This window comes from Pseudomonas sp. MYb193 (assembly GCF_002966775.1).
Taxonomy (GTDB): Bacteria; Pseudomonadota; Gammaproteobacteria; order Pseudomonadales; family Pseudomonadaceae; genus Aquipseudomonas; species Aquipseudomonas paracarnis.
Genome location: NZ_CP023269.1, coordinates 5,954,776 through 5,979,582, shown reverse-complemented (window position 1 = coordinate 5,979,582; position 24,807 = coordinate 5,954,776). Strand labels below are relative to the sequence as shown.

General features: G+C 58.7%; 20 protein-coding genes. 8 read left to right on the top strand and 12 right to left on the bottom strand.

Going from position 1 to position 24,807, the window contains the following annotated elements; all coding sequences use genetic code 11:
- The first annotated feature begins 91 nt into the window (after positions 1 to 91).
- A complete protein-coding gene (locus CLM72_RS27565; RefSeq protein ID WP_105228953.1) occupies positions 92 to 2,014 on the top strand; it encodes an acetyl-CoA hydrolase/transferase C-terminal domain-containing protein in 1,923 nt (640 codons plus the stop codon).
- A 116-nt stretch (positions 2,015 to 2,130) separates the two neighbouring features.
- Here CLM72_RS27565 and CLM72_RS27560 read toward each other — a convergent pair whose 3' ends face one another.
- Together CLM72_RS27560 and rep are read right to left on the bottom strand one after the other, a co-directional pair.
- Positions 2,131 to 2,703 (bottom strand): xanthine phosphoribosyltransferase, encoded by a 573-nt coding sequence (locus CLM72_RS27560; protein WP_003195447.1) that lies wholly within the window; start codon positions 2,701 to 2,703, stop codon positions 2,131 to 2,133.
- A 58-nt stretch (positions 2,704 to 2,761) separates the two neighbouring features.
- Positions 2,762 to 4,771, bottom strand: coding sequence for a DNA helicase Rep (gene rep / locus CLM72_RS27555; RefSeq protein ID WP_005792464.1), 2,010 nt, complete (start codon positions 4,769 to 4,771; stop codon positions 2,762 to 2,764).
- Between the two features lie 266 nt (positions 4,772 to 5,037).
- Here rep and CLM72_RS27550 point away from each other — a divergent pair, with 266 nt between their 5' ends.
- Positions 5,038 to 6,702 (top strand): bifunctional diguanylate cyclase/phosphodiesterase, encoded by a 1,665-nt coding sequence (locus CLM72_RS27550; protein ID WP_057975303.1) that lies wholly within the window; start codon positions 5,038 to 5,040, stop codon positions 6,700 to 6,702.
- A gap of 567 nt (positions 6,703 to 7,269) precedes the next feature.
- Here CLM72_RS27550 and CLM72_RS27535 read toward each other — a convergent pair.
- On the bottom strand, positions 7,270 to 8,673 hold the full coding sequence (locus tag CLM72_RS27535) for a NorM family multidrug efflux MATE transporter (RefSeq protein ID WP_105228951.1): 1,404 nt from the start codon (positions 8,671 to 8,673) through the stop codon (positions 7,270 to 7,272).
- 152 nt (positions 8,674 to 8,825) lie between these two features.
- Here CLM72_RS27535 and CLM72_RS27530 point away from each other — a divergent pair, with 152 nt between their 5' ends.
- Both CLM72_RS27530 and CLM72_RS27525 read left to right on the top strand, forming a co-directional pair.
- Positions 8,826 to 9,746: a LysR substrate-binding domain-containing protein gene (locus tag CLM72_RS27530; protein ID WP_014720465.1), complete on the top strand. Its 921-nt coding sequence runs from the start codon at positions 8,826 to 8,828 to the stop codon at positions 9,744 to 9,746.
- Between the two features lie 176 nt (positions 9,747 to 9,922).
- Positions 9,923 to 11,899 carry a methyl-accepting chemotaxis protein gene (locus CLM72_RS27525; protein WP_105228950.1) on the top strand — a complete coding sequence of 659 codons (1,977 nt, stop codon included), beginning with the start codon at positions 9,923 to 9,925 and terminating at the stop codon, positions 11,897 to 11,899.
- Between the two features lie 67 nt (positions 11,900 to 11,966).
- Here CLM72_RS27525 and CLM72_RS27520 read toward each other — a convergent pair whose 3' ends face one another.
- The 4 genes from CLM72_RS27520 to CLM72_RS27505 all read right to left on the bottom strand — a co-directional run bounded on the left by CLM72_RS27520 (position 11,967) and on the right by CLM72_RS27505 (position 16,996).
- Positions 11,967 to 12,626 carry a DUF2290 domain-containing protein gene (locus CLM72_RS27520; protein ID WP_105228949.1) on the bottom strand — a complete coding sequence of 220 codons (660 nt, stop codon included), beginning with the start codon at positions 12,624 to 12,626 and terminating at the stop codon, positions 11,967 to 11,969.
- A 3-nt stretch (positions 12,627 to 12,629) separates the two neighbouring features.
- Entirely contained in the window at positions 12,630 to 14,786 is a 2,157-nt protein-coding gene (locus CLM72_RS27515; RefSeq protein ID WP_105228948.1) for a DEAD/DEAH box helicase, read from the bottom strand.
- 235 nt (positions 14,787 to 15,021) lie between these two features.
- Entirely contained in the window at positions 15,022 to 16,518 is a 1,497-nt protein-coding gene (locus CLM72_RS27510; protein WP_105228947.1) for a YifB family Mg chelatase-like AAA ATPase, read from the bottom strand.
- A gap of 214 nt (positions 16,519 to 16,732) precedes the next feature.
- Positions 16,733 to 16,996 carry an accessory factor UbiK family protein gene (locus CLM72_RS27505; RefSeq protein ID WP_034129057.1) on the bottom strand — a complete coding sequence of 88 codons (264 nt, stop codon included), beginning with the start codon at positions 16,994 to 16,996 and terminating at the stop codon, positions 16,733 to 16,735.
- A gap of 422 nt (positions 16,997 to 17,418) precedes the next feature.
- Between CLM72_RS27505 and glnK the strand changes: the two genes are divergently transcribed.
- From glnK to sutA, 4 genes are all read left to right on the top strand, one after another.
- On the top strand, positions 17,419 to 17,757 hold the full coding sequence (gene glnK / locus CLM72_RS27500; protein WP_002555808.1) for a P-II family nitrogen regulator: 339 nt from the start codon (positions 17,419 to 17,421) through the stop codon (positions 17,755 to 17,757).
- 34 nt (positions 17,758 to 17,791) lie between these two features.
- The gene (locus CLM72_RS27495; protein ID WP_020302863.1) at positions 17,792 to 19,129 is read left to right on the top strand and encodes an ammonium transporter; all 1,338 of its coding nucleotides are present in this window, start codon (positions 17,792 to 17,794) and stop codon (positions 19,127 to 19,129) included.
- 209 nt (positions 19,130 to 19,338) lie between these two features.
- A complete protein-coding gene (locus CLM72_RS27490) occupies positions 19,339 to 19,764 on the top strand; it encodes a secondary thiamine-phosphate synthase enzyme YjbQ (protein WP_034129056.1) in 426 nt (141 codons plus the stop codon).
- A 102-nt stretch (positions 19,765 to 19,866) separates the two neighbouring features.
- The gene (gene sutA / locus CLM72_RS27485; protein ID WP_105228946.1) at positions 19,867 to 20,199 is read left to right on the top strand and encodes a transcriptional regulator SutA; all 333 of its coding nucleotides are present in this window, start codon (positions 19,867 to 19,869) and stop codon (positions 20,197 to 20,199) included.
- Between the two features lie 188 nt (positions 20,200 to 20,387).
- Here the strand turns inward: sutA and CLM72_RS27480 are convergent, their stop codons facing one another.
- Genes CLM72_RS27480 through lysA form a run of 5 tightly spaced genes read right to left on the bottom strand, consistent with a single transcriptional unit; the run spans position 20,388 to position 24,793 of the window.
- On the bottom strand, positions 20,388 to 21,083 hold the full coding sequence (locus tag CLM72_RS27480) for an HAD family hydrolase (protein WP_105228945.1): 696 nt from the start codon (positions 21,081 to 21,083) through the stop codon (positions 20,388 to 20,390).
- A complete protein-coding gene (gene xerC / locus CLM72_RS27475) occupies positions 21,080 to 21,979 on the bottom strand; it encodes a tyrosine recombinase XerC (protein WP_014720459.1) in 900 nt (299 codons plus the stop codon). Before xerC ends, CLM72_RS27480 begins: the two co-directional genes overlap by 4 nt.
- A 2-nt stretch (positions 21,980 to 21,981) precedes the next feature.
- Positions 21,982 to 22,698 carry a DUF484 family protein gene (locus tag CLM72_RS27470; protein WP_054896015.1) on the bottom strand — a complete coding sequence of 239 codons (717 nt, stop codon included), beginning with the start codon at positions 22,696 to 22,698 and terminating at the stop codon, positions 21,982 to 21,984.
- Positions 22,699 to 22,711: 13 nt separating this feature from the next.
- The gene (dapF, locus tag CLM72_RS27465; protein ID WP_060766884.1) at positions 22,712 to 23,542 is read right to left on the bottom strand and encodes a diaminopimelate epimerase; all 831 of its coding nucleotides are present in this window, start codon (positions 23,540 to 23,542) and stop codon (positions 22,712 to 22,714) included.
- A 3-nt stretch (positions 23,543 to 23,545) separates the two neighbouring features.
- A complete protein-coding gene (gene lysA / locus CLM72_RS27460) occupies positions 23,546 to 24,793 on the bottom strand; it encodes a diaminopimelate decarboxylase (RefSeq protein WP_105228944.1) in 1,248 nt (415 codons plus the stop codon).
- Positions 24,794 to 24,807 lie beyond the last annotated feature (14 nt).

The window sequence follows — 24,807 nt, the reverse complement described above, 5'->3', positions numbered from 1 at the left end:
CCCGCGATTTGGTATTCAGGCTGTTCATTGCAGCAAAGACCCGGCAAGCTCGGTCCAACCCCTAATTCATGGAATGTTCGGGAGCAGTCGGATGGTGCAGTTGTGTTCAATCGAGCAAGCAGTTGACGACGTACTGGAGCGCCTGCCGGCGCATATCCATATGGGCATGCCGCTGGGGCTGGGCAAGCCCAACCTGTTCGTCAACGCGCTGTACCGGCGCATCGCGCAGTTGCCTGAACGGGCGCTGACGCTTTATACCGCCCTGAGCCTGGGACGGCCTACGCAGGGTGACGGTCTACAGAAACGCTTTCTCGAACCCTTCATCGAGCGGGTGTTTGGTGACTACCCCGAGCTGGATTTCCTCGCGGACCTGCACAAGGGCAGCCTGCCGAAGAATATCCGTGTGCAGCAATTCTTCATGCAGCCCGGCAGCTTGCTCCACAGCGCCGCGGCGCAACAGGATTACGTCAGCAGCAACTACAGCCATGCGGCCCGCGACATCAACGCCGCCGGCCTGAACCTGGTGGCGCAATTGGTTGCCAGTAGCAGCGAGCATCCCGACCGCCTGAGCCTGAGCTGCAACCCGGATATCACCCTCGACCTGATGCCCATGATCGCCAAGCGCCGCGCGGCCGGGGAGACCATCCTGGTCGTTGGCCAGGTCCATAGCGATTTGCCCTACATGCCTGGCGATGCCGAGTTGGGCATGGATGAGTTCGACTACCTGCTGGATGAAAAAGACAGCACCACGCTGTTCTCCACTCCGAACATGCCGGTGGGCTTTCAGGATCATTTTATCGGCCTGCATGCCAGCACCCTGGTGCGTGATGGCGGTACGTTGCAGATTGGCATCGGCTCCATGGGCGATGCACTGACGGCTGCCTTGCTGGCGCGCCAGGCCGACAACGAAGCCTATCGCCTGTTGCTCACCGACCTGGATGTGTACCAGTGGGCGCCGTTGATCAGCCGCGAAGGCGGCGTTGAGCCGTTTGCCCGTGGCCTTTACGGTTGCAGCGAGATGTTCGTCAACGGCTTGCTGGTATTGGCCGATGCCGGGATCGTGCGGCGCAAGGTCTACCCGGATGTGGCGACCCAGATGCAGGCCAACGCGGGCACCCTGGACGACGCGGCGCAGCCCGATGGCGTGTCGATCCATGGCGGTTTCTTCCTGGGGCCGCGCAGCTTTTACCAGCGTCTGCAGGAAATGACCCACGCCAAGCGCCAGGCATTCAACATGACCCGCATCAGCTATATCAACGAGCTGTACGGGCAGGAAGAACTCAAGCGCCTGCAGCGCCTGGATGCGCGGTTTATCAACAGCGCCATCATGGTCACCTTGCTCGGTGCTGGCGTGGCTGATCAGTTGGAAGACGGTCGCGTGCTCAGTGGTGTGGGCGGGCAATACAATTTTGTGGCCCAGGGGCATGCGCTGGAAGGTGCACGCTCAATCCTGATTTTGCGCAGCTGGCGTGAGTCGGCGGGTGAGGTCAGTTCCAATATCGTCTGGGAGTACGGCCACTGCACCATTCCCCGGCACCTGCGGGATATCGTCATTACCGAATACGGTATTGCCGACTTGCGCGGTCAGACGGATGCCAAGGTGATCGAAGCGTTGCTGAACATCACTGACTCAAGGTTCCAGCACGACTTGATTGAGCAGGCGCAAAAGGCCGGCAAACTGCCCAAGGATTTCCAGTTGGATCCGCGTTTTGCCGACAACACGCCGCAGCGGCTTCAGGCGATTCAGGCCAGGCACCGTCGCTTGTTTCCCGAATACCCCCTGGGCAGTGACTTCACGGATGAGGAGCGGGACTTGTTGCGGGCGCTGAACTGGCTCAAGAGCAAATTCAAGCTCACGGAAATTCTGGAGTTGGGCAAGGCGGCACTCGACGCGCCGGAGCCGGAGGCGTTTCCCGGGCATTTGAAGCGGATGCGCTTGGATAAGCCGGAGGGCATCAAGGAAGACCTGTATCAACGCTTGCTGCTGGCCGGCCTGCAGGCCACCGCCCACTGACAGCGCAACGCAAAACCTAATGTGGGAGCTGGCTTGCCTGCGATGAGGGCCTGTCAGCCGACATCTCTGTCGACTGACACACCGCTATCGCAGGCAAGCCAGCTCCCACACAGTGATTACTCGATAAAGGTCACGACACCACCGGCCAGCGACTTCACCCGCGCCAGCGACTCAACCCGATAACCTTGGGCATCCAGTTCTGCACGCCCACCCTGGAACGACTTCTCGATCACAATGCCCAAGCCGGCTACGGTCGCGCCGGCCTGCTTGATGATCGAGATCAGCGCCTGGGACGCCTTGCCGTTGGCCAAAAAGTCATCGATCACCAACACGCGGTCGCTGCTGGTCAGGTGCCGCGGGGAGATCGCCACGGTGCTTTCGGTTTTCTTGGTGAAGGAATACACCGTGGCCGACAGCAGGTTTTCCGTGAGCGTCAAGGATTGCTGCTTGCGGGCGAAGATCACCGGCACACCCAGGTTCAGCCCGGTCATGATCGCCGGGGCAATGCCCGACGCTTCGATGGTGACGATCTTGGTGATGCCCGAATCCTTGAACAGTGCGGCGAACTCGTCGCCGATCAGTTTCATCAGTGCCGGGTCGATCTGGTGGTTCAGAAAGGCGTCAACCTTGAGGACCTGATCGGAAAGCACGATGCCTTCTTCGCGAATTTTCTTGTGCAGTGCTTCCACGGAAAGCTTCCTCTAATGGCGCGTTGTGCGCCGAAAGTAGATTAAAAAGTAGTCGATTCTAGCGCTTTAACATCGCGCGTATATCCGCCAAGGCGGTGTTGCCGCGAACGGCCTTCACCTCGGTGGGAGTGTCGTCATTACCTTCCCAGGCCAGGTCGTCCGGCGGCAGTTCATCCAGGAACCGGCTGGGGGCACAATCGATGATTTCACCGTATTGCTTGCGCTTGGCGGCAAAGGTGAAGGCTAGGGTCTGACGTGCGCGGGTAATGCCCACGTAGGCCAGGCGGCGTTCTTCTTCGATGGTGTCGGCTTCGATGCTGGAGCGGTGCGGGAGGATTTCCTCTTCCATGCCCATGATGAACACGTAGGGAAATTCCAGGCCCTTGGACGCATGCAAGGTCATCATCTGCACGCCTTCGGCACCGTCTTCCTCTTCTTGCTGGCGCTCGAGCATGTCGCGCAACACCAGCTTGCCGATGGCGTCCTCGACGGTCATCTCGCCGTCTTCATCTTTTTCCAGGGTGTTCTTCAACGCCTCGATCAGGAACCAGACGTTGCCCATGCGGTAATCGGCGGCCTTGTCGCTGGAACTGTTGGTGCGCAGCCAGTTTTCATAGTCGATGTCCATGACCATGCTGCGCAGGGCGCTGATCGGGTCTTCGCCGGCGCACTGCTCGCGGACCTTGTCCATGAAGCGCTTGAAGCGTGACAGGCGATCAGTGAAGCGCGTGTCCAGGTGTTCGCCCAGGCCGATTTCGTCGGTGGCGGCGTACATCGAGATCTTGCGTTCGGTGGCGTAGTTGCCGAGCTTTTCCAGGGTGGTGGAGCCGATTTCCCGGCGTGGCACGTTGATCACGCGCAGGAAGGCGTTGTCATCGTCCGGGTTCACGATCAGCCGGAAGTAGGCCATCAGGTCTTTGACTTCCTGGCGTCCGAAAAAGCTGTTGCCGCCCGACAGGCGATACGGCACCTGATGATGCTGCAGTTTCAGCTCGATCAGCTTGGCCTGGTAGTTGCCGCGATACAGGATCGCAAAATCGCTGTAGGGCCGGTCGGTGCGCAAGTGCAGGCTGAGGATTTCCACGGCGACGCGCTCGGCTTCGGCGTCTTCGTTGCGGCAGCGGATCACACGGATCTCGTCGCCATGGCCCATCTCGCTCCACAGTTGTTTTTCAAACTCGTGGGGGTTGTTGGAGATCAGCACGTTGGCGCAACGCAGGATGCGGCTGGTGGAGCGATAGTTCTGCTCCAGCATCACCACTTTCAAGGAGGGGTAGTCTTCCTTGAGCAGCATCAGGTTTTCCGGGCGGGCGCCGCGCCAGGCGTAGATCGACTGGTCGTCGTCGCCCACCACGGTGAACTGGTTGCGCGTGCCGATCAGCAACTTCACCAGCAGGTATTGGCTGGCGTTGGTGTCCTGGTATTCGTCCACCAGCAGGTAGCGCACCTTGTTCTGCCACTTCTCCAGGATGTCCTTGTGCTCCTGGAACAGCTTGACTGGCAGCAGGATCAGGTCGTCGAAGTCCACGGCGTTGAACGCCTTGAGCGTGCGCTGGTAGTGGGTGTAGACGATGGCGGCGGTCTGCTCCTTGGGGTTGCGTGCAGCTTCCAGGGCTTCGGCGGGCAGGATCAGGTCGTTTTTCCACGAGCCGATCATGTTCTTGATTTCGTCGACGCCGTCGTCGCCCGCGTATTCCTTCTGCATGATGTCGGTCATCAGGGCCTTGACGTCGGTCTCGTCAAAGATCGAGAAGCCCGGCTTGTAGCCCAGTCGCACATGCTCCTTGCGGATGATGTTCAGGCCCAGGTTGTGGAAGGTGCACACGGTGAGGCCACGGCCTTCGCCACCCTTGAGCAGGGTGCCGACCCGCTCTTTCATTTCCCGCGCCGCCTTGTTGGTGAAGGTCATGGCGACGATGTACTGGGCGCGGATGCCGCAGTTCTGGATCAAGTGCGCGATCTTGCGCGTGATCACGCTGGTCTTGCCGGAGCCTGCACCGGCGAGCACCAATAGAGGGCCGCCGACGTAGTTCACGGCTTCTTGCTGCCGGGGATTGAGTCGGGACATACGGAAGTTCAGGGGTCGTTGTTCAAAAGGGCGGGCATTTTAACAGGCTGGAAAGATTCTGCTGCCATAGAACGACGGTGTGACGTACCACTCGATCTAAATTTGCCGGTTTTGCTACTTTGCCGCAGGATGTTAAGGATTATTCGAGACTAATATTTACAGTCTACGTGTTTGATAACACCTATCATTTGTCATCCTTTGTCATTGTCAGGCCGCACGTCATAATGGCACCGCTAATGAAATTTTGCAGAGTCTAGGGAGTTAGCGTGTCTACGCCTGTCGAACCCTTGCGTTTGCTGCTGCTGGCTGATGAGCCCGAGTGGGCAGCGTTGTTGCGCGAGTGCCTGGCGCCGATGGGCGAAGGGGCTGTGCTGATCAGTGCGCCCAACTGGGACTCGGTAAGCCGCCTGTTCGATGACGACCAGGGTGCTGTGTTATTGACCACGCCCAGCCTGCAGCCCGGCCCCGGCCGGTGCAGCCTGCCGTGTGTATTGCTGCTGGAGCAGGAGCCACTGGTGTCGCCGCTGGGTGTCAGCGATTGGTTGGTGTTGGATGCATTGGACGCCGACACATTGCGCCGCTGCCTGCGCCATGTGCGCGAGCGCGGCGTGCTGGAAAACACCTTGCAGCGCCTGGCCGAGCAAGACCCGCTCACCGGTATTGCCAACCGTCAGGGCTTCCAGACCTTGCTGGCCGCCCGGCTGGCAGAAAACGAAGGCCGTGGCCTGGCGCTCGGTCATCTGGACCTGGACAATTTTCGTCACGCCAACGATGCCCTTGGCCATCAGGCGGGCGACCGTTTGATCCTGCAAGTGGTGTCGCGGCTCAAGAGCCAGCTCGAAGCCGGGGACCAACTGGCGCGCCTGGGCAGCGATGAGTTTGCCTTGTTGATCGATACCCGCCGGGCGCCCCAGCGCGCCGAATGGATGGCCGAGCGCATCACCGAAGTGATGGCCGAACCCTATTGGGTGGATGGCGAAAGCCTGTTGATCGGTTGCAGCCTGGGCATGGCCCATGCTCGAGCCCGCGCTGGCGCCGACCCGTTGATGTGGCATGCCCATATCGCCATGCAGCAGGCTAAAAGCACCCAGGGCTGTACCTTTCATATCTTCAATGAACGCATCAACCGCAACGCCCGCAGCCTGGCCGACCTCGAAAGTGAACTGCGCCGGGCCTTGCGTCGCGATGAGTTGGAGCTGCATTACCAGCCGCGACTGGACCTGGACGACGGTCATATCGTTGGCCTCGAAGCCCTGGTGCGCTGGCGCCACGGTGAGCGCGGCTTGTTGCCGCCTAGCGAATTCGTGCCGCTGGCCGAACAGAGTGGTCTGATCGTGCCATTGGGCTACTGGGTGATCTCCCGAGCCCTGCGCGACATGCAAGACCTGCGTGAACGCGGCCTGCCGCCGCTGCACATGGCGGTCAACCTGTCGTTTCGCCAGTTCCAGGACAGTCAATTGTTGTCTACTCTCAGCCGCCTGATTGCCGAGCGCGGCGTGGAAGCGCAATGGCTGGAGTTCGAATTGACCGAAACCGCCGTGATGCGCCGCAGCGACCTGGTCAAGCAGACCATGGACGCCCTTGGCCGGCTGGGCGTGCGGTTTTCCCTGGATGATTTTGGCACCGGTTTTTCGTCGTTTGTGCACCTCAACAGCCTGCCGATTGCCTTGTTGAAGATCGACAAGAGCTTTGTCGGCGGCATGGAAGAGCGCGAAGAAAACCGCAAGCTCGTGCACGCCATGATCAACCTGGCCCACAACCTCAACCTGGAAGTGGTCGCCGAAGGCGTGGAAACCCCTGAGCAGCTTGAGCTTTTGCGCTTGTTTGGGTGCGATCAGGTCCAGGGTTACCTGATCAGCAAGCCGTTGCCGCTGCCAGAACTGGTGGAATACCTGATGTTCGGGCAAAGCCAGCAGGCGCTGTTGGGTTAAGCCTTCAAAGTGGTTCAAATGTGGGAGCTGGCTTGCCTGCGATAGCGGCCTGCCAGCCGACGCCTTTCTACCTGACACCCCACAATCAAACTGTGGGAGCGGGCTTGCTCGCGAAGGCGGCCTGGCAGTCAACACAGTTGGATTGTGTGTATATCCATTGCTGCGGTAACGGCCACTTAGGGTTCCGCCCTGACGGCGGCTCACTTTCGAAAAGCGCGAAAGTAAGCAAAGCGCTCTTGCCCCACCACTCGGCACCTCGCTTAGGCTCGGTGTGCCCGTAATCCGCCAGTGATTTGGGGGGCCGCCGCCACGCGCCATCCATGGCGCGGGGCGGCTAAACCGGCATCCCTGCCGGTTTACCCCCCAAATCCCTGTCGAATTCCGGCCAGCGTGGTTTAACGGGGCGCCTAAGATCAAAAGCAGATCAAGAGCGACTCGCTTCGCATCGTGGTTACCGTCTGCTGTTACAACCCACAAAGTTGTGTAGATCCTATGCTGCGATGGCGGTGTTGGATTCACTACCGCTATCGCAGGCAAGCCAGCTCCCACATGGGCCGCGTGCACTCGCTAGTCCGGCACGGCCGCTTGGAATTCAACAGGAGCATCCGGCTCCTGCCGAATCATCCGCTTCATCTTCGCCTCAAACGCCCAGGTCAGGCTCACCGCCGCACACGCCAGGCCCAGTGCCAGGCCCCACCAGACGCCTGTTGGCCCCCAGCCCAGGGTGAACGCCATCAACCAGGCTGACGGTGCGCCAATCAGCCAATAGCAACCCAGGCCCACCAGGAAGGTGGTCTTGGCGTCCTTCAAGCCACGGATACAACCCATGGCGATGGTCTGCACGCCATCGAACAATTCAAACCAGGCGGCGACGGCCAGCAGGCTCACCGCCAGCACGATGACGTCATGGAACGCCGGGTCGTCATGGTCGAGGAACAATCCGATCAGTGGGTCGGAAAACAGCCACAGTACCGCCGCAAACCCCAACATCACCATGGCGCCGAATCCTATGCCCACTCGTCCGGCCAGGCGTGCCTGCAGCAACTGCCCGGCGCCGTAATGCTGGCCGATGCGCATGGTCACCGCGTAGGACATCCCCGCCGGCACCATGAAGGCCACCGAGACAATCTGCAGGGCGATCTGGTGCGCCGCCAACTGCGTGCTGCCCATGGTGCCCATGCACAACGCCGCAAAGGCAAACAACCCGACCTCTACCGCATAGGTGCCGCCAATCGGCAGGCCCAGGCGCCACAGCTCGCGCAGGTAGTGGGTATTCAGGCGCAGCAGGCCGGTGCCCAGCGGGTAGGCGGCGTAGGCGCGGTTGCTGCGGATGTACCACATCAGTGCCAGCGCCATGCCATTGGCGACGATGGCGGTCACCAGGCCGATGCCCATCAGGCCCAGTTTCGGCAGGCCGAACATGCCTTCGATCAGTGCATGGTTGAGCAGGTAATTGACCACGGTGCCGCACAGGCTGATCACCATCACCGGGGTGGCCTTGCCGATGGCGCTGGTAAAGCCGCGCAGGGCCATGAAGCTCAGGTAGCCGGGCAGGGCAAAGGGCAGGATCGTCAGGAATTGCCCGGCCGCATGCACGTTGGTTTCGGTCTGGCCGAACATCAGCAGCACCGGCTTCAAGTTCCATAACAGCAACGCCGCCGCCAGGGCCATCAACCACGCCAGCCACAGCCCTGCCTGGGTCAGGCGAGTAGCGCCGTCGATATCGCCCGCGCCATGGCGAATGGCGACCAGGGTGCCCACGGCTGCGATCACGCCGATGCAGAAGATCGCCACGAACGAATAGCTCGCCGCGCCCAGGCCTCCGCCGGCCAGTGCCTCGGGGCTCAAGCGCGCCATCATCAAGGTATCGGTCAGCACCATCAGCATGTGCGCCAACTGTGAGGCAATCAACGGCCCCGATAGCCGCAGAATGGCCCAGAGTTCGGTACGTGCCGGATGTTGCATGATCATCACACTCGAATGGTCAGGAAGGTGGGGAAGGGTTGATTCTCGGCGCATTCAGCGCATTGCACAAAAGGATAAAAGCGATCGTTAGCATGATTAAAACTCATGTATGAGCGATTCTGGTAGGGTTTCCAGATTGCGCAGTCGGAGTTTTCAGCATGTCTCGTCGTCTTCCTCCTCTTTATGCCTTGCGGGCATTTGAAGCCGCCTCCCGCCACCACTCGTTTACCCGCGCGGCTGAGGAATTGTCGATTACCCAGAGTGCGATCAGCCGGCATATCCGTACGCTCGAAGATTATTTCGCCTGCCGATTGTTCCAGCGCAGCGGTCGCACGTTGCAGCTCACGGAAGCAGCGCGTTTGTTGCTGCCTGGCGTACGGGAAGGCTTCGCTGCCCTGGAGCGTGCTTGCCATACCTTGAATGCCGAAGATGACATCCTGCGTATGAAGGCGCCGTCAACCTTGACCATGCGCTGGCTGCTGGCGCGGTTGAGTCGCTTCCGCGCATTGCAGCCAGGCAATGAGGTGCAACTCACCAGTGCGTGGATGAGCATTGATGAAGTGGACTTCAACCAAGAGCCATTCGACTGCGCGGTGTTGCTCAGCAACGGGCACTTTCCGGCGGACTGGGAGGCCAGTTATCTGTTTGCGGAAATGCTGATCCCTGTGGGAGCCCCCAATCTGTTGGACGACGGTCCCTGGGACGTGACGCGGCTGGCAACCGCCGAACTGCTGCATCCGACGCCTGACCGCCGCGACTGGCGTTACTGGCTGCAGCGCATGGGGTTGTCATCTCACGTTTCACTCAAGGGTGGGCAGGTGTTCGACACGCTTGAACTGGGCATGATAGCCGCCGCCCGAGGCTATGGCGTCTCCATGGGTGATTTGCTGATGGTGGCTGAAGACGTGGCGCAGGGACGCTTGAGCCTGCCGTGGCCTACGGCGGTCGCCAGTGGGGAAAGCTACTACCTGGTGTGGCCGAAAACCCGTCCGGGTGGCGAACGTTTGCGACGGCTGGCGGAATTTCTTCAAGGTGAAGTCAAGGCGATGGAATTGCCCCAGGTTGAACGCCTCGATTGAGTAGGGCCGGACCGTTTGTGCAATCGTTTGCGAGATACCCCTGTGATTCGCTCAAGTATTGCCAAATGCCGCCGAAGAAAGGTGTTGGAACCCTCGTGCACTACCGTTTCCCACTAGATAATTTGCCGAGCAGCGCTATGAGATCAGGATGATCCTGGCCTCGGCCAGGAGCTGTCATGTCTCAACCTCGTGCCCGGATTGCCTCCCAGTTAGGCCTTGCACTCGCCGTGATTCTGGCTGTCGTGATCAGCGGCAGTACGGTCTTCGCCCTTCGTACCCTCGACTCCGCCAACCTCGCCACCCGCGAGGAACACTTGGCCAGCGAGGCGCGTTTGCTCGCCGACCAACTCAACACCTTCCACAGCACCTTGCGTGAAAGCACCCAGCGTTTGAGCGGGCTGTTTGAAAAGCGCTTCGGCGCCGGCTTGAGTGTGCGTGCGGACCAGCCTGTGGCCGTGGCCGGCGTGCAGACGCCGAGCCTCTACCTGGGCAATGAGGTGCTGAACAATAACTTCGAAGAGGTGGATGAGTTCAAGCAGATGTCCGGTGGCGTGGCCACGGTGTTCGTGCGCAGCGGCGACGACTTTATCCGTGTAAGCACCTCCCTGACCAAGCAGGACGGCAATCGCGCCATTGGCACCGTGCTCGACCGTCAGGGCGCGGCCTACCAGCGCGTTGTGAGCGGCCAGACCTACATCGGCCGTGCCGTGTTGTTCGACCGCTCCTACATGACCCAATACAGCCCCGTACGTGACAGCAGTGGGCAGGTCATCGCCGTGCTGTTCATCGGTTTCGATTACACCGATGCCCAGAACGCCCAGTTTGAAAACCTCAAGCGCTTCCGTATCGGCCAGACCGGCTCCCTCGCGCTGCTGGATGAGCAAAAGCACTGGCTGGTGCCGCCGGCTGGCGTGCAAGCGCCGGATCAGGCGATTGCCGTGATGCTCGACCTGGCGAAAAAGCCGGGTGCTGGCCGTTTCTGGAGCGACAAGAACGAAGATTTCTATAGCGTCTCGGTGCCGTTCGAAGGCGGCCCTTGGGCGGTGGTAGCGAGCATGCCCAAGGCTGAGATTCGCGCAGTGACCTGGGAAGTCGGCATCCGCCTGGTGGTGGGCAGTGTGCTGGCGATGTTGCTGGCAGTGGGCGCCACGGTGTGGCTGTTGCGCAGCAAGCTGGCGCCATTGAGCGAGCTGGTGCGCCAGGCCCAGGCCCTGGGCGCGGGCGATTTGAGTGCGCGGCTCAATGTGTCCAGCCATGACGAAATCGGCCAGCTGGCGCGTAGTTTCAACCAGATGGGTGAGGCGCTGTCGACCATGGTGTCGCATATCCGTACCGCCGCCGAACAGGTCAACAGCCGCGCCCAGGCGCTGTCGGGCTTGTCCGGCGGTGCCTATGAAGGCATGGAGCAGCAGTCCGGCGAGATCACCAGCATGGCCGGTGCGGTGGAAGAGTTCAGTGCTACCTCGCTGAACATTGCCGACAACATGGGCAACACCGAGCGCCTGGCCCAAGAGAATGCCCAGCAAACCCGTATCGGCCGCAGCTCGATGCAAGAGGCGTCATCGTCCCTGGAACATATCGCCACTGCGCTGAACAGCACCGCTGCCGTGATCAACACCCTGGGCCAGCGTTCCCAGGAAATCGGCGGGATCGTCGGCGTGATTACCGCCATCGCCGAACAGACCAACCTGCTGGCGCTCAACGCCGCCATCGAGGCTGCGCGCGCCGGCGAGCAAGGCCGTGGCTTCGCCGTGGTCGCCGACGAAGTGCGCAACCTGGCTTCGCGCACCCGCCAGGCCACCGATGAAATCTCCGGCATGATCCAGAGCATCCAGCAGGAAACCGGCAACGCCATCAGCACCATGGAGCACGGCAATGCGCTGATGCAGGAAGGCCTGTCGCGCAACGCCGACGTGGCCTCGGCCCTGGCGCGTATCGACGAGCAAAGCCGCTCGGCCGGCCAGCAATTTGCTGCGATCACCACCGCCACCCAGGAACAGAGCAGCACCGCGACCTTGCTCAGCAGCAACCTGCAGAGCATTGCGCTGGCCAACAGCGAGCAGCGTGAAGTGGTGTCCAACCTGGCAGTTACCGCCAAGGAACTGGAGACCTTGGCGGCAGGCTTGCGTCATGAGGTGGATCGGTTTCGTTGACGGATATAGATAAAAAGTTAAGGATCCAGTCTTATCTCTCTCGTTAAAAGCATTAAAAAGGTGAGGCTTAGATGTTAAAGTGGCCAATGAGTCTTTCTGAGGGATATATTGACTCTTCAAAAGTCTCATCGAATATAGTTATCGCATCAGCATGCTTTTTAAAGGCAGTATGATAAAAATTTCGTAAAAGGAACGCTAAGAAGGCATGAGGAGTTACTGGGGCGCTTACGGGGATTCTACAGTTTTTATATTGCCCTAGTGTTAAGTGAGATTTAGGGTGGTCAATTTCTTTGTAAGTGCCTTCAGTGATGTCAAAATCAAAACGGATAGGAAAAACTACGATATTTCGCATGACTATATCAGCATAAATTTCGTCATCTTCATAGATTTCTGGGTTGTTTTGATATTCTGTAAGGTCTGGTGACGGAAAAAATGCTAATCTATGGCATTTGAGTTTTCCATTTTCAAACTTATACATTAATTGGATTAAAGCGCCGTCTAGCATTTTTAGATTATAAGCATTTGTTCTTAATATTTCGTTATAGATTTCTTGGTATGGTTGGTTTTTTAAGATAAAGCTTAGGTCGCCCGTGCCGCTATAACTAACTTCTTGTAAGCTTCCCTCGCTCTTAAGTGAGGGGAAATTTTGACTGTTGCATAGGCCGAGGCCGATAAAATCTGCCGTAAGCTTCTCTACTTGGGTTCTGATTTTTTCGGGTGCTGGCATATGTCATTTGTCCTTATTGAATAAGGCCCGTAAGCGCTCTAGCTGATCCTCTGGAAGATCGTCCAGGAATACTTTTCCTTGGTCGATGTCGTCTAGAAGAGTTGCTACATTAACTTGTACCTGCTTAACTTTGCCTTTGGTTTCCGATGACATATCCCGATTGACGATGTTGAGATTTGCCCGCTCTGCGTCAGTTGGATATCTAAAAGCCAACTCAAATCTATTTTCTTTTACTGCGTTAAATTCTTCTATTAAGCTCTGCATTTGCGGCCCAATACCTAATACTCTTACCCAGGCTTTGCTTCTGGTAATGGCAGTAAATAGCATGTTTCTCATTCTTGCTAAGCTGCCGAAGGAGTAATAGCAGTCCTGAGCGTTGATGATGTAAACCATCCCCGCCTCATTTCCTTTGGCCCGATAGATTCCGGTGAATACTACTGAGTCCTCATCGCCTTCAAAAAACACATCTTGGGCTGTGTCAACACCCGCAAGATGAGAGTTTATATTTTTTTCAAATAGTAATTTTCTTGCAGGGCTGACATCATTTCTTGTTGTTAGCGGGTCGGGATTTATTACTATTATATCGTCATGATTCAGTTCGTCTTGCATCAGGTTTTTTTGGATGGCGTCCGCTAGCCAAGTCGCTTGTTCTTGAATGGTATCAAATTTTATGAATTGCACTAAGTCATTGATTTCAGAGTGATCCTCAAGAAAGGCTGGGCTGCTAAATTCAGTCCTCGCTAATCTTACTTGATGTCCGTCTTCTAATTTACCATCTTTAACTTCATATCCGACATCTTTCCAAAGATGACTTTGGTCAAACATTTGGATCAGCCCAGTCCCAGTTTTAGCGTCAGCTTTTCGGTATATTCCGAACCCTAGAGCATGAGCTGTAGTTAATACTGGTCTTGAATTTCGATAGCACTTTTCCAAAATTATGTCTTGTTTAGGCTTTCCAGGTACAGGATCTTCAAATCTAACTCGGGGTGAACCGTCTGGATTTTTGCCGAAAATTTCCTCTGGAGAGGGCAAAGACTTCTCGCTCAGGCTTTGTAGTTCGTCGTAAGCATAAACGAGGCGTTTGTCTCTTGTAAGGTATTCGTAGCATAATTTTAAAAACGCAGGAGAAAAATCTTGTGCCTCATCAATTAAGATTACATCATATAAAGGCTTGAGTTTGGAAGCGTCTTTAAGTGCTTTTTCACATGCGCCTTCAAACTCCCTATTTCTCCCATATTTGTTTTTTGCGGTCTGATAATCAAGAAACTCTATGCCGTGTGTTTGGCAAAAACTGTAGTACATTCCATTTCTTTGAGCTCCGCCAGGCCCTCCCCATGCATTGATAATCTGAAGATTGTCCCAGTCTGGCTCTTCATTCGTATGCTCAATTACAAATGTATTGATAAGTCGCTTAAACTGACCTTTTAATGATCGCGTATTGAAGGTTACAGCTATTTTCCATTCGGGGTGTTGGGCGTGCAAATATGCTGCTTTCAAGGCAAGTACAATTGTCTTTCCGGAGCCTGCCAATCCTCTAATTCGTTGCACACCTTGAACTGTTTCTATGACGGCGCTGCCTTGAAGGTTGTCTAGGTTAGCAACTGAGTCCTCAAGGTTTTTCAGGATCGCTCCTCGAGATGTTGTAGAGGAAGTCTCTCGCTTCCGCTTACCTTTACGTATGGTCGATATAGACTGTATTACTGCTAACACGGATTCAAATATATCTTGGTTGTCAAAGGCAGGTAGTTCATCAATAAAAGCATGCAGGCTTTGGGCATTGCAAATTGGGTACTCTTCCTCTAGTAGTTCCTCTTTTGCAGGAATTGCTGGTGCAAATGTAATTACGTTCGGCGGGATTTGTAGTCTTCTTCCGCGCATTAGACTTTTGTGGTTTCTTAGTTTCGCTTCTAGAGTGTTGAAGCTGTCATCCTGCGCTTGTTCATAATTTTCGAGGTTTTTTCCTTCTATTAAGTTAAATAATAGAAGTCCGCTCTCTTTGCTCAGCCAGATAGCGTCGATAGGGTAAGGGCCCTCTGGCGTCCCTATAATCGGATAACCTATAAAAAGGTGCCCATCATACTGAGGATTATTCTGGAAGAATTCGGCCAGCTGTTGGCTCGAAACCGGCTTTTTTGTGGAGCCCCAGATTATGTTGATCATTGAGTATCCAATTTTCAAATGTGACTAATGAATTGAGCAGAAATGCCATAAGGCGGAGGCTACTACACGCTCGAGCATGAGGCCACTGTCCGTTGGAGATAAAGCCATCTTAAGTACTGTTTAGGGATCCATATATAGTATTTTATGCTTTTCTGGCGTTTCCTCCAGGTCGTTTTTTTAAGAAGGTACAGATCGCGCTGTCCCTCAGGTTTTCTCAGTCTGAGTGATGAACTCTTTAGCTAGAAGCTGATGGTCGATACTGAAGGGCCTCTGCCAAATGATGACGAGAAATCACTTTAGCCTGATCCAAGTCCGCCAAGGTACGCGCTACCTTGAGCAACCGGTGTGCTGCGCGCAAGGATAACGTCAGTCGTTCACAGGCGCTCTCCAGCCAACGTTCATCGGCTTTCGTCAGCTGGCAGTGTTTGCGCAGTCGTGGCAGGTCGAGGAACGCATTGGCACAGCCCTGGCGCTGTTGCTGGCGCTCCCGGGCCTCGGCCACCTGGGCGGATGCCTGCGCGGTGGTGTCGCCGCCTTGTTGGTCGGGATTCAGCGCAGTGACTTCCCGCGCAACTGTCAGGTGCAAATCAATCCGATCCAGCAAAGGCCCGGACAGTTTATTGCGATAGCGCTGGATCTGCTCCGGCGTACACCGACAACGCCCACTGGGTTCGCCCATGTAGCCGCAAGGGCAGGGATTCATCGCCGCGACCAGTTGAAAGCGCGCCGGGAAACTCACACGGTCTCGGGCTCGGGAGATTACGATATGCCCCGACTCCAATGGCTCGCGCAGCACCTCCAGTACCTTGCGATCGAACTCTGGCAGTTCATCCAGGAACAACACCCCGTGATGAGCCAGGGTGATTTCACCCGGTTGTGGCTTCGAGCCGCCACCCACCAGCGCCGGCCCGGATGCCGAGTGGTGCGGCTGGCGAAACGGGCGGTTTGGCCAATGGCTCAGCGGTGCCAGGCTGACCACGGATTGGATTGCGGCCACTTCCAGCGCTTCCTGCTCGCTCAACGGCGGCAGCAAGCCCGGTAGCCGGCTGGCCAGTAAAGTCTTGCCGGTGCCCGGTGGCCCGCTGAACAACAGGTTATGCGCGCCCGCCGCGGCGATCAGCAATGCTCGCTTGGCCGCGAGTTGGCCCTGCACTTCACTCAGGTCCGGGTAAGGTTTGTTCAGGTACAGCAAACCGTCGGACGCGTAGGGCTCAATCGGCACATGCCCATTCAGGTGCGCCACCACTTGCAGCAGGTGGTCCACCGCAATCACCTTCAACCCCGACGCCAGGCACGCCTCCTCGGCATTGGCGCGCGGCACTATCACGGTGCGCCCGGCCTTGCGCGCCGCCAGCGCGGCCGGCAACACCCCCTTCACCGCGCGCACCTCGCCGGACAGCGCCAATTCCCCAAGGCATTCCACGTCATCGAGCATCAACGCCGGCACTTGCACACTGGCTGCCAGGATGCCCAGGGCGATCGCCAGATCAAAACGCCCGCCGTCCTTGGGCAGGTCGGCGGGCGCGAGATTGAGCGTGATGCGGCGGGCCGGATATTGCAGCGCCGAGTTGAGGATGGCGCTGCGCACGCGATCCTTGCTTTCCTTCACTGCAGTTTCGGGCAAACCCACCAGAGTGAGAGACGGCAGGCCATTGGCCATGTGCACCTCGACGGTGACGGCGGGGGCTTCTACACCCACCTGAGCGCGGCTGTGGACGATGGCGAGGGACATGCTCGTTCCTTGAGTGGGAGGGCCGCTTCCTGCGGTTTTTTCAAGGGTAGACGAGGTGGGATGGAGCGGGGCGGGGAGGTTTTACAGAACGTATCCGCGCGGCAGCGCAAAACAAGTGTGGGAGCTGGCTTGCCTGCGATGGCGGTGTGTCAGCAAAGAATCATCTGCTGATAAACCGCCATCGCAGGCAAGCCAGCTCCCACAACAATCGCGTTCACTCAGCAGAAGGTGGCGCCAACCGTGCTTCAAGTTCAGCCACCTTCGCCTCCAGGCTCTCCAGCCGCGCACGTGTGCGCGCCAGCACCACCATCTGGCTGTCAAACTCTTCCCGGCTGACCAGGTCGAGCTTGCTGAAACCACTCTGTAGCAAAGCCTTGAACTGGCTTTCGATTTCATTGCGGGGCAGCGGAGTGTCGCCGCTGAACAGGCGAGAGGCGTGGCCGCTCAGGGCGTCGAGGAAGTCTTTGGGCGCGAGCATTGGACATATTCCGGAAAACAGTTGGCCGGCAGTGTACCACGCAGCGTCTATAGTCATTTTCACGCCCCGCTGCGCACGGTTTTCGCGCATTGGGGCGGGCGGCTGCGCACTGTTTTGATGCGCATTGCGGCCGCACAGGCGCCCCGTAGGTGGGCATAAGCGGGCAAAGGATTGATTTCGGTGGTTTTTACGGAGCTGGCAAGGTTTCTGCTTAGACGATCATGACCCATGCACTGATGCAGTCGCTGTGACGAATGCAGTGCGCCGACGGATCCGGGTACAGGGCTCGTCACCAGTGGTTCGCTGGCGTCGCGACGGCAAATGCCGAGGCGACGATGCGTTACAAAGCCAGGCACTGCGCTTAGACTTGAGACGGGTTTGTTTTCCTGGGGCAAGTCCACCAAATTCGGGAGAGAGTTTTCATGAAGCTAGTCACTGCCATCATCAAGCCGTTCAAGTTGGACGATGTACGCGAGTCACTGTCCGAGATCGGCGTGCAGGGCATTACCGTTACTGAGGTCAAGGGCTTCGGTCGGCAGAAGGGTCATACCGAGCTGTATCGCGGCGCGGAATACGTGGTCGATTTCCTGCCGAAGGTGAAGATCGATGTCGCCATTGACGACAAGGATCTTGACCGGGTTATCGAGGCGATAACCAAGGCGGCCAACACCGGCAAGATCGGTGACGGCAAGATCTTCGTGGTCAATCTGGAACAGGCTATTCGCATCCGTACCGGCGAAACCGATACCGACGCAATCTAAGCCGCCAAACCCCAACGCCCCAGGAGAAAACAATATGACTCTGCGTAAATTCGCAGGGCTCGGAGCCCTGCTGTCCATCGTAATGCCAAGCCTGGCCATGGCGGCAGATGAAGTGGCTGCTCCAGTCCTCAATTCCGGCGACACCGCCTGGATGCTTACCGCCACCGCGCTGGTGCTGTTCATGACCATCCCTGGCCTGGCGCTGTTCTACGGCGGCATGGTCCGCTCCAAGAATATTCTGTCGGTGATGATGCAGTGTTTCGCCATCACTGGCCTGATCAGCATCCTGTGGGTCGTCTACGGCTACAGCATCGCGTTCGATACCACCGGTATGGAACAAGGTGTGGTCAACTTCAATTCCTTCTTCGGCGGCATGGGCAAGGCGTTCCTGGCGGGTGTCACCCCGGCCAGCATCACCGGGCCGGCGGCGCTGTTTCCGGAAGCCGTGTTCATCACCTTCCAGATGACCTTTGCCATCATTACTCCGGCGCTGATCGTCGGTGCTTTCGCTGAGCGTATGAAGTTCTCCGCGATGCTGATCTTCATGGCTATCTGGTTCACCCTGGTCTATGCGCCGATTGCGCACATGGTCTGGAGCGGCAATGGCGGCCTGATGTGGGACTGGGGTGTGCTGGACTTCGCTGGCGGCACCGTTGTGCACATCAACGCAGGTGTGGCTGGCCTGGTGGCGTGCATCGTGCTCGGCAAGCGCAAAGGTTTCCCCACCACCCCGATGGCCCCGCATAACCTGGGCTATACCCTGGTGGGCGCGGCCATGCTGTGGATCGGCTGGTTTGGCTTCAACGCCGGTTCCGCTGCGGCGGCCAACGGCACCGCGGGCATGGCGATGCTGGTAACTCAAATCGCTACCGCAGCTGCGGCCCTGGGCTGGATGTTTGCCGAGTGGATCACCCACGGCAAGCCAAGCGCACTGGGTATCGCCTCGGGCGTGGTCGCCGGCCTCGTCGCCGTGACACCAGCGGCTGGCACCGTGGGCCCGATGGGCGCCCTGGTGATTGGTCTGGTCGCTGGTGTGGTGTGCTTCTTCTGCGCGACCAGCCTCAAGCGCAAGCTGGGTTATGACGACTCCCTGGACGCCTTCGGCGTGCACGGTATTGGCGGTATCGTCGGTGCGATCCTCACCGGTGTGTTCGCAGCTCCTGCTCTGGGCGGCTTTGGCACCGTGACCGACATCGCGGCCCAGGTCTGGATCCAGTGCAAAGGCGTGGGCTTCACCGTGATCTACACGGCGATTGTGACCTACGTCATCCTCAAGGTGCTCGACATGGTCATGGGCCTGCGTGTCACCGAAGAAGAAGAGGCGGTCGGCCTCGACCTGGCGCAACACAACGAGCGCGGCTACAACTTGTAACTACGCGAAAAAAACATGCCCGGCTTGCCGGGCATTTTTTTGCCCGGCGTTTGTCTGTGGCTAAAGGTGCATGGGTTTTTTATCGACTTTGTGATGGGATCCACACTGCACTTTTAAGGGTGCAAATGTCTTACAGGCATGAAGGCGTATTAGGCACTTTGTTTTTTCCCAGAGCGCGCTAGAATGCGCGCCGATGGGCGGAGAACTGTATGTGGCAACAGACCCTGATTACCCTGCGGGCCAAGCCCCGGGGCTTTCACTTGGTAACGGACGAGTTGCTTGCCGGCTTGCCTGAATTGAGGGCGTGCCGTGTGGGCCTGTTGCATCTGTGGCTGCAGCACACCTCGGCCTCGTTGACCGTCAACGAGAATGCCGACCCGGCGGTTCGCCGTGACTTCGAGCGTTTTTTCAACCTGCTGGTGCCACAAGGTCGCGCAGGGTTTGAACATAACGACGAAGGTCCGGATGATCTGCCGGCGCACTTCAAGGCCAGTCTGCTGGGCTGCCAGCTGAGTTTGCCGGTCAAGGCCGGCCGCTTGGCGATAGGGACCTGGCAAGGTGTTTATCTGGGCGAGCACCGTGATCATGGCGGTGCTCGTAAAGTCCTCGCCACCTTGCATGGTGAAGGGGCGTAAGCCACTGGTGATCCAGTGGATGTTGATTTTTTTCCGGCAACCTCGACAGAGGGTGAAGCTGGGCTATAACTAATCTGCTTTTCGCAAGTCATGAGGTAGAACATGAGCGACGATGATCTGGAACAAGACGACCTCGAAGTAGGTGATGAAAGCGACACCGAAGACGGTCTTGAAGTTGCGGCCGAAGACGTTGCTGAGGACGTCGATGACAGTGTTGGCGATGACGCGGCTCCCAAAGCCAAAGGCAAAGCCAAGGCGGCTGTGTCGGTAGACGAGTTGCCGAGCGTTGAAGCCAAGAACAAAGAGCGCGATGCCCTGGCGCGTGCGATGGAAGAGTTCCTCGCTAAAGGCGGCAAAGTGCAGGAAGTCGAGGCCAACGTGGTGGCTGATCCACCGAAGAAGCCGGATAACAAGTACGGCAGCCGACCTATCTGAGGTTTGCCTCCTGCTTGTAAGAAAAAGCCCGCCGTCGCTGCGGGCTTTTTCATGCCTGGAGCAATTTACCGGTTTGCTGCAATACCCTGTGGGAGCTGGCTTGCCTGCGATAGCGGTCTATCTGAGAGCCCTGTGTTGACTGATCCACCGCTATCGCAGGCAAGCCAGCTCCCACATTGGGGTCAGTGTTAGCTCCAGCGACTCAGCAGTGGCGGTAACTCCGTCAGGCTGCGAATTTGCGCATCCGGGCGCTTGTCACCCTCCCAGGCCTTGCCCGTGGGGTTGAACCACACTGCCCGCAGTCCCGCCTGCTGCGCGCCGGCGATGTCATCCCCAGGATGATCGCCCACATGCACTGCCGCGCTGGCGTCCACACCGCCACGCTGCAGTGCTTCATGAAACAGCCGTGCATCCGGCTTGGCGATGCCGATATCTTCAGCGCGCAGGGCAAAGTGAAAGTAGTCCGCCAGGCCCACACGCTGCACATCGGCATTGCCATTGGTGATCACGCCGAGCAGGAAGTGCTGGCGCAGCGCCTTGAGCATCGGCTCGGCTTCCGGAAACACGGTGAGTTGGTGGCGTGCGTGGATGAACGCTTCGAAGCAGACATCCGCCATCTCTGTGGCCTCAGGCTGGGGATAACCGGCCTCCTCGAACGCATGCATCAACACGCGATGACGCAGCAGGCTGATACGGTGTTTGAGTTCGGGATGACGCTGCAGCACCTGCTGGCGCAGGCTGGCAAAATGCTCAAGGGGCAGCTCGCCGACCTTGGACGCGTGGGTCGCCAGCCAGTCGCGCATCGACGCTTCGGCGCTGATGATGACGGGTACGTTGTCCCAGAGGGTGTCGTCCAGGTCGAAGGTGATCAGCTTGATACTCATGAGTCGCCGCCCTTGATGCGTTTGGCCCGTGGATGGGCGCTGTCGTACACCGTTGCCAGGTGCTGGAAGTCGAGGTGGGTGTAGATTTGCGTGGTCTTGATATCCGAGTGCCCGAGCAGCTCCTGCACGGCGCGCAGGTCCTGGGAGGATTCGAGCAGGTGGCTGGCAAAGGAATGACGCAACATGTGCGGGTGCAGATTCTGCCCCAGCTCGCGCTCGCCGGCAGCCTTGACCCGCAGTTGAATCGCCCGCGGCCCCAGGCGCCGGCCTTGCTGGCTGACAAACACGGCATCGTCTGCCGGGTTGGTCAAGAGACGTAGCGGCAGCCATAGCTGCAAGGCTTCGCGGGCTTTCCTGCCCACGGGCAGTACGCGCGTCTTGCTGCCTTTGCCGAGCACTTGCACCAGGCCATCGGCGAGGTCCAGCTGATCGAGGTTCAGCCCCGTCAGCTCCGACAGGCGCAGGCCCGAGGAATAGAACAGCTCGAGGATTGCCTGGTCGCGATGAGCCAGGAAGTCATCCTCGACGGCACCGTCGAGCAATTGCAGGGCGCGGTCTGTGTCCAGGGTCTTGGGCAGGCGCCGTTCGCCTTTGGGCGGTGACAGGCCATTGGCCGGGTCGTGGTCGCACAGGCCTTCGCGATTGAGGTAGTGATAGAGGCCGCGCACCGCCGATAGCAGGCGAGACAGGCTGCGGGAGGATTGGCCCTGTTGGTGCAACCGGGCGATCAGGCTGCGCAGGGCCTGGATATCCAGGGCCTTCCAACTGCTGACGTGCTGTTTTTCGCAATAGGCCAGGACCTTGTTCAAGTCCCGCCGATAAGCTTCCAGCGTGTGGGACGACACCTGGCGCTCATTGCGCAGGTGAGCGCAGTAAGCGTCCAGTTGCCGCTCCATGATCAGCGCACCGCGCGCAGGGTGGTGGTGTGGCGTGGCAGGACGCGGCCCAGCACTTCGGCGATATAGGTCAGGAACAACGTGCCCACCGAGCTTTTGTAGTGCGCCGGGTCGCGGCTGGCGATGGCCAATACCCCGTGCAAGCCTTGATGGCTGAGGGCGATAACGGCCGTAGAGCCGATCTGCTTGCGCTGTTCGGCGCCAAACAGGAAGTCCAGCTCATGCTCGCGCAAGGTGCCGCTGACGGTCTTGCCTTCGGACAGCAGGCCACCGATGGCCGTCTGCGCTTCGCCACCTGTGACCCAGCGCCCCACCGGCATCGGGTTATCGCTGAACAGGATCAGGCTGACGAAGGGCACCTGGAAATCCTCGCGCAGGCTGTCTTCCACGGCGATCACCGTTTCTTCCAGGCTGGCGGCATCCATCAGGGCCAGAATCAGGCGGCGGGTCTTGTCGAACAAGCGGTCGTTGTCGCGGGCCACGTCCATCAGATGAGAGAGCCGGTGGCGCATTTCAATGTTGCGCTCGCGCAGGATCTTCATCTGCCGCTCCACCAGCGACACGGTATCGCCGCGCTGGTGGGGAATGCGCAAGGCCGGCAGCAGTTCTTCATGCTCGACGAAGAAGTCCGGGTTAGCCTCAAGGTACGCCGCGACAGCAGCGGCCTCCAGGCTCTCACTCGGGGTAGCGTGTGCGGGTACTTGAGGCTTATCGGTCATTAGCTTGGCTCACTCATAGACGGACCTGTCCTTCGTATACACGCGTGGCTGGCCCGGTCATCATCACCGGGTGGCCAGGGCCTGCCCATTCGATGGACAAACGTCCGCCGGGCAGGTCGATCAACAGTGGCGAATCCATCCACCCCTGGCTGATCGCGGCCACGGCAGCGGCGCAAGCACCGGTGCCGCAAGCCTGGGTTTCGCCGGCGCCGCGTTCCCATACGCGCAATTGCGCACGGTTACGGTCGATCACCTGCAGGAAGCCCACATTGACCCGTGCCGGAAAGCGCGGGTGATGTTCGATCTTCGGCCCCAGTTCATGCACGGGGGCGTTATTGATGTCGGTGACTCGCAGCACCGCATGGGGGTTGCCCATGGACACAGCGGCGACCTCCACGGTTTTGCCATCCACGTCCAGTGGGTAACTGAGGGCCTGCTCGGTGGCCTGGAACGGAATATCCGCCGGCACCAGGCGTGGGGCGCCCATGTTGACGCTGATCTGGCCATCATTGCGGATGTCCAGTTCGATCACGCCGCCCTTGGTTTCGACGCGAATCTGGCGTTTGGCAGTCAGGCGTTTGTCGAGCACAAAGCGCGCAAAGCAGCGAGCGCCGTTGCCGCACTGTTCCACTTCGGAACCGTCGGAGTTGAAGATCCGGTAACGGAAATCCACCTCCGGGTTGCTCGGCGCCTCGACCAGCAGCAACTGGTCGAAACCGATCCCGGTGTGGCGATCGCCCCACTGTTTGGCGTGCTTGGGCAGGATGTGCGCGTGCTGGCTGACCAGGTCGAGGACCATGAAATCATTACCCAGCCCGTGCATTTTGGTAAAACGCAGCAGCATGGCTTACTCCGGCAGCAGGCTTTCGCCAGCATACAACTCGGCTACCGTCTCGCGGCGACGCACTTCAAATGCTTGATCACCGTCCACCAGCACCTCGGCGGTGCGCCCGCGGGTGTTGTAGTTGGAACTCATGACAAACCCGTAGGCACCGGCCGAATGCACGGCCAGCAAATCACCTTCTTCAAGCGCCAACTCACGATCCTTGGCCAGGAAGTCGCCGGTCTCGCAGATGGGCCCGACGATGTCATAGGCGCGGGCGTCGCTTTTACGCGGCGTCACGGCGGTGACATCCATCCAGGCCTGGTACAGCGCTGGGCGGATCAGGTCGTTCATCGCCGCATCGACGATGGCAAAATCCTTGTGCTCGGTGTGCTTGAGGTACTCGACCTGGGTCAGCAGCACGCCTGCGTTGGCGACGATGTAGCGGCCTGGCTCGAACATCAGCGTGAGGTCGCGGCCTTCGATGCGTTCGCGCACGGCCTGGATATAGTCGGCAATCAGCGGCGGCTCTTCATCGCGATAACGCACGCCCACGCCACCACCGAGGTCGATGTGGTGCAGGTAGATGCCGCACTCGCCCAGACGGTCGATCAAGGCCAGCAGGCGGTCGAGGGCATCCAGGAACGGTGGCAGGGTAGTCAGTTGCGAGCCGATATGGCAGTCGACACCCAGCACTTCCAGGTTCGGCAGTTGGGCGGCGCGGATGTACACGTCCTCGGCGTCGGCGATGGCAATGCCGAACTTGTTTTCTTTGAGACCGGTGGAGATGTACGGGTGGGTGCCGGCGTCGACATCCGGATTGACGCGCAGGGAGATCGGCGCACGCACACCCATCTCGGCGGCGACCATTTGCAGGCGCTCCAGCTCGTCGGTGGATTCGACGTTGAAGCAATGCACGCCGACTTCCAGGGCGCGGCGCATGTCTTCGCGGCTCTTGCCGACGCCAGAGAAGACAATTTTGTCCGCCTGGCCGCCGGCGGCCAGTACGCGTTCCAGCTCGCCACGGGACACGATGTCAAAACCAGCGCCAAGACGCGCCAGGACATTGAGTACACCCAGGTTGGAGTTGGCCTTGACTGCGTAGCACACCAGGTGCGGCACGCCGTCGAGAGCGTCGGTGAACGAGCGGTATTGAGCTTCGATATGCGCACGCGAGTACACATAGGTCGGGGTGCCGAAGCGCTGGGCAATCGCGGACAAGGCCACGCCTTCCGCGAACAGCTCGCCGTCCCGGTAGTTAAAAGCGTCCATAAGTTTCCCTTAAC

Excerpts from the sequence above, each read along its gene's own strand:
- CLM72_RS27505 (WP_034129057.1), bottom strand. The coding sequence starts at position 16,996 with ATGCTCGCGCCCAAAGACTTCCTCGACGCCCTGAGCGGCCACGCCTCT.
- CLM72_RS27510 (WP_105228947.1), bottom strand. The coding sequence starts at position 16,518 with ATGTCCCTCGCCATCGTCCACAGCCGCGCTCAGGTGGGTGTAGAAGCC.
- CLM72_RS27495 (WP_020302863.1), top strand. The coding sequence starts at position 17,792 with ATGACTCTGCGTAAATTCGCAGGGCTCGGAGCCCTGCTGTCCATCGTA.
- dapF (WP_060766884.1), bottom strand. The coding sequence starts at position 23,542 with ATGCTGCTGCGTTTTACCAAAATGCACGGGCTGGGTAATGATTTCATG.
- CLM72_RS27565 (WP_105228953.1), top strand. The coding sequence starts at position 92 with ATGGTGCAGTTGTGTTCAATCGAGCAAGCAGTTGACGACGTACTGGAG.
- CLM72_RS27470 (WP_054896015.1), bottom strand. The coding sequence starts at position 22,698 with ATGACCGATAAGCCTCAAGTACCCGCACACGCTACCCCGAGTGAGAGC.
- CLM72_RS27535 (WP_105228951.1), bottom strand. The coding sequence starts at position 8,673 with ATGATCATGCAACATCCGGCACGTACCGAACTCTGGGCCATTCTGCGG.
- CLM72_RS27520 (WP_105228949.1), bottom strand. The coding sequence starts at position 12,626 with ATGCCAGCACCCGAAAAAATCAGAACCCAAGTAGAGAAGCTTACGGCA.
- lysA (WP_105228944.1), bottom strand. The coding sequence starts at position 24,793 with ATGGACGCTTTTAACTACCGGGACGGCGAGCTGTTCGCGGAAGGCGTG.
- xerC (WP_014720459.1), bottom strand. The coding sequence starts at position 21,979 with ATGGAGCGGCAACTGGACGCTTACTGCGCTCACCTGCGCAATGAGCGC.
- sutA (WP_105228946.1), top strand. The coding sequence starts at position 19,867 with ATGAGCGACGATGATCTGGAACAAGACGACCTCGAAGTAGGTGATGAA.
- CLM72_RS27525 (WP_105228950.1), top strand. The coding sequence starts at position 9,923 with ATGTCTCAACCTCGTGCCCGGATTGCCTCCCAGTTAGGCCTTGCACTC.
- CLM72_RS27515 (WP_105228948.1), bottom strand. The coding sequence starts at position 14,786 with ATGATCAACATAATCTGGGGCTCCACAAAAAAGCCGGTTTCGAGCCAA.
- CLM72_RS27480 (WP_105228945.1), bottom strand. The coding sequence starts at position 21,083 with ATGAGTATCAAGCTGATCACCTTCGACCTGGACGACACCCTCTGGGAC.
- rep (WP_005792464.1), bottom strand. The coding sequence starts at position 4,771 with ATGTCCCGACTCAATCCCCGGCAGCAAGAAGCCGTGAACTACGTCGGC.
- glnK (WP_002555808.1), top strand. The coding sequence starts at position 17,419 with ATGAAGCTAGTCACTGCCATCATCAAGCCGTTCAAGTTGGACGATGTA.
- CLM72_RS27530 (WP_014720465.1), top strand. The coding sequence starts at position 8,826 with ATGTCTCGTCGTCTTCCTCCTCTTTATGCCTTGCGGGCATTTGAAGCC.
- CLM72_RS27490 (WP_034129056.1), top strand. The coding sequence starts at position 19,339 with ATGTGGCAACAGACCCTGATTACCCTGCGGGCCAAGCCCCGGGGCTTT.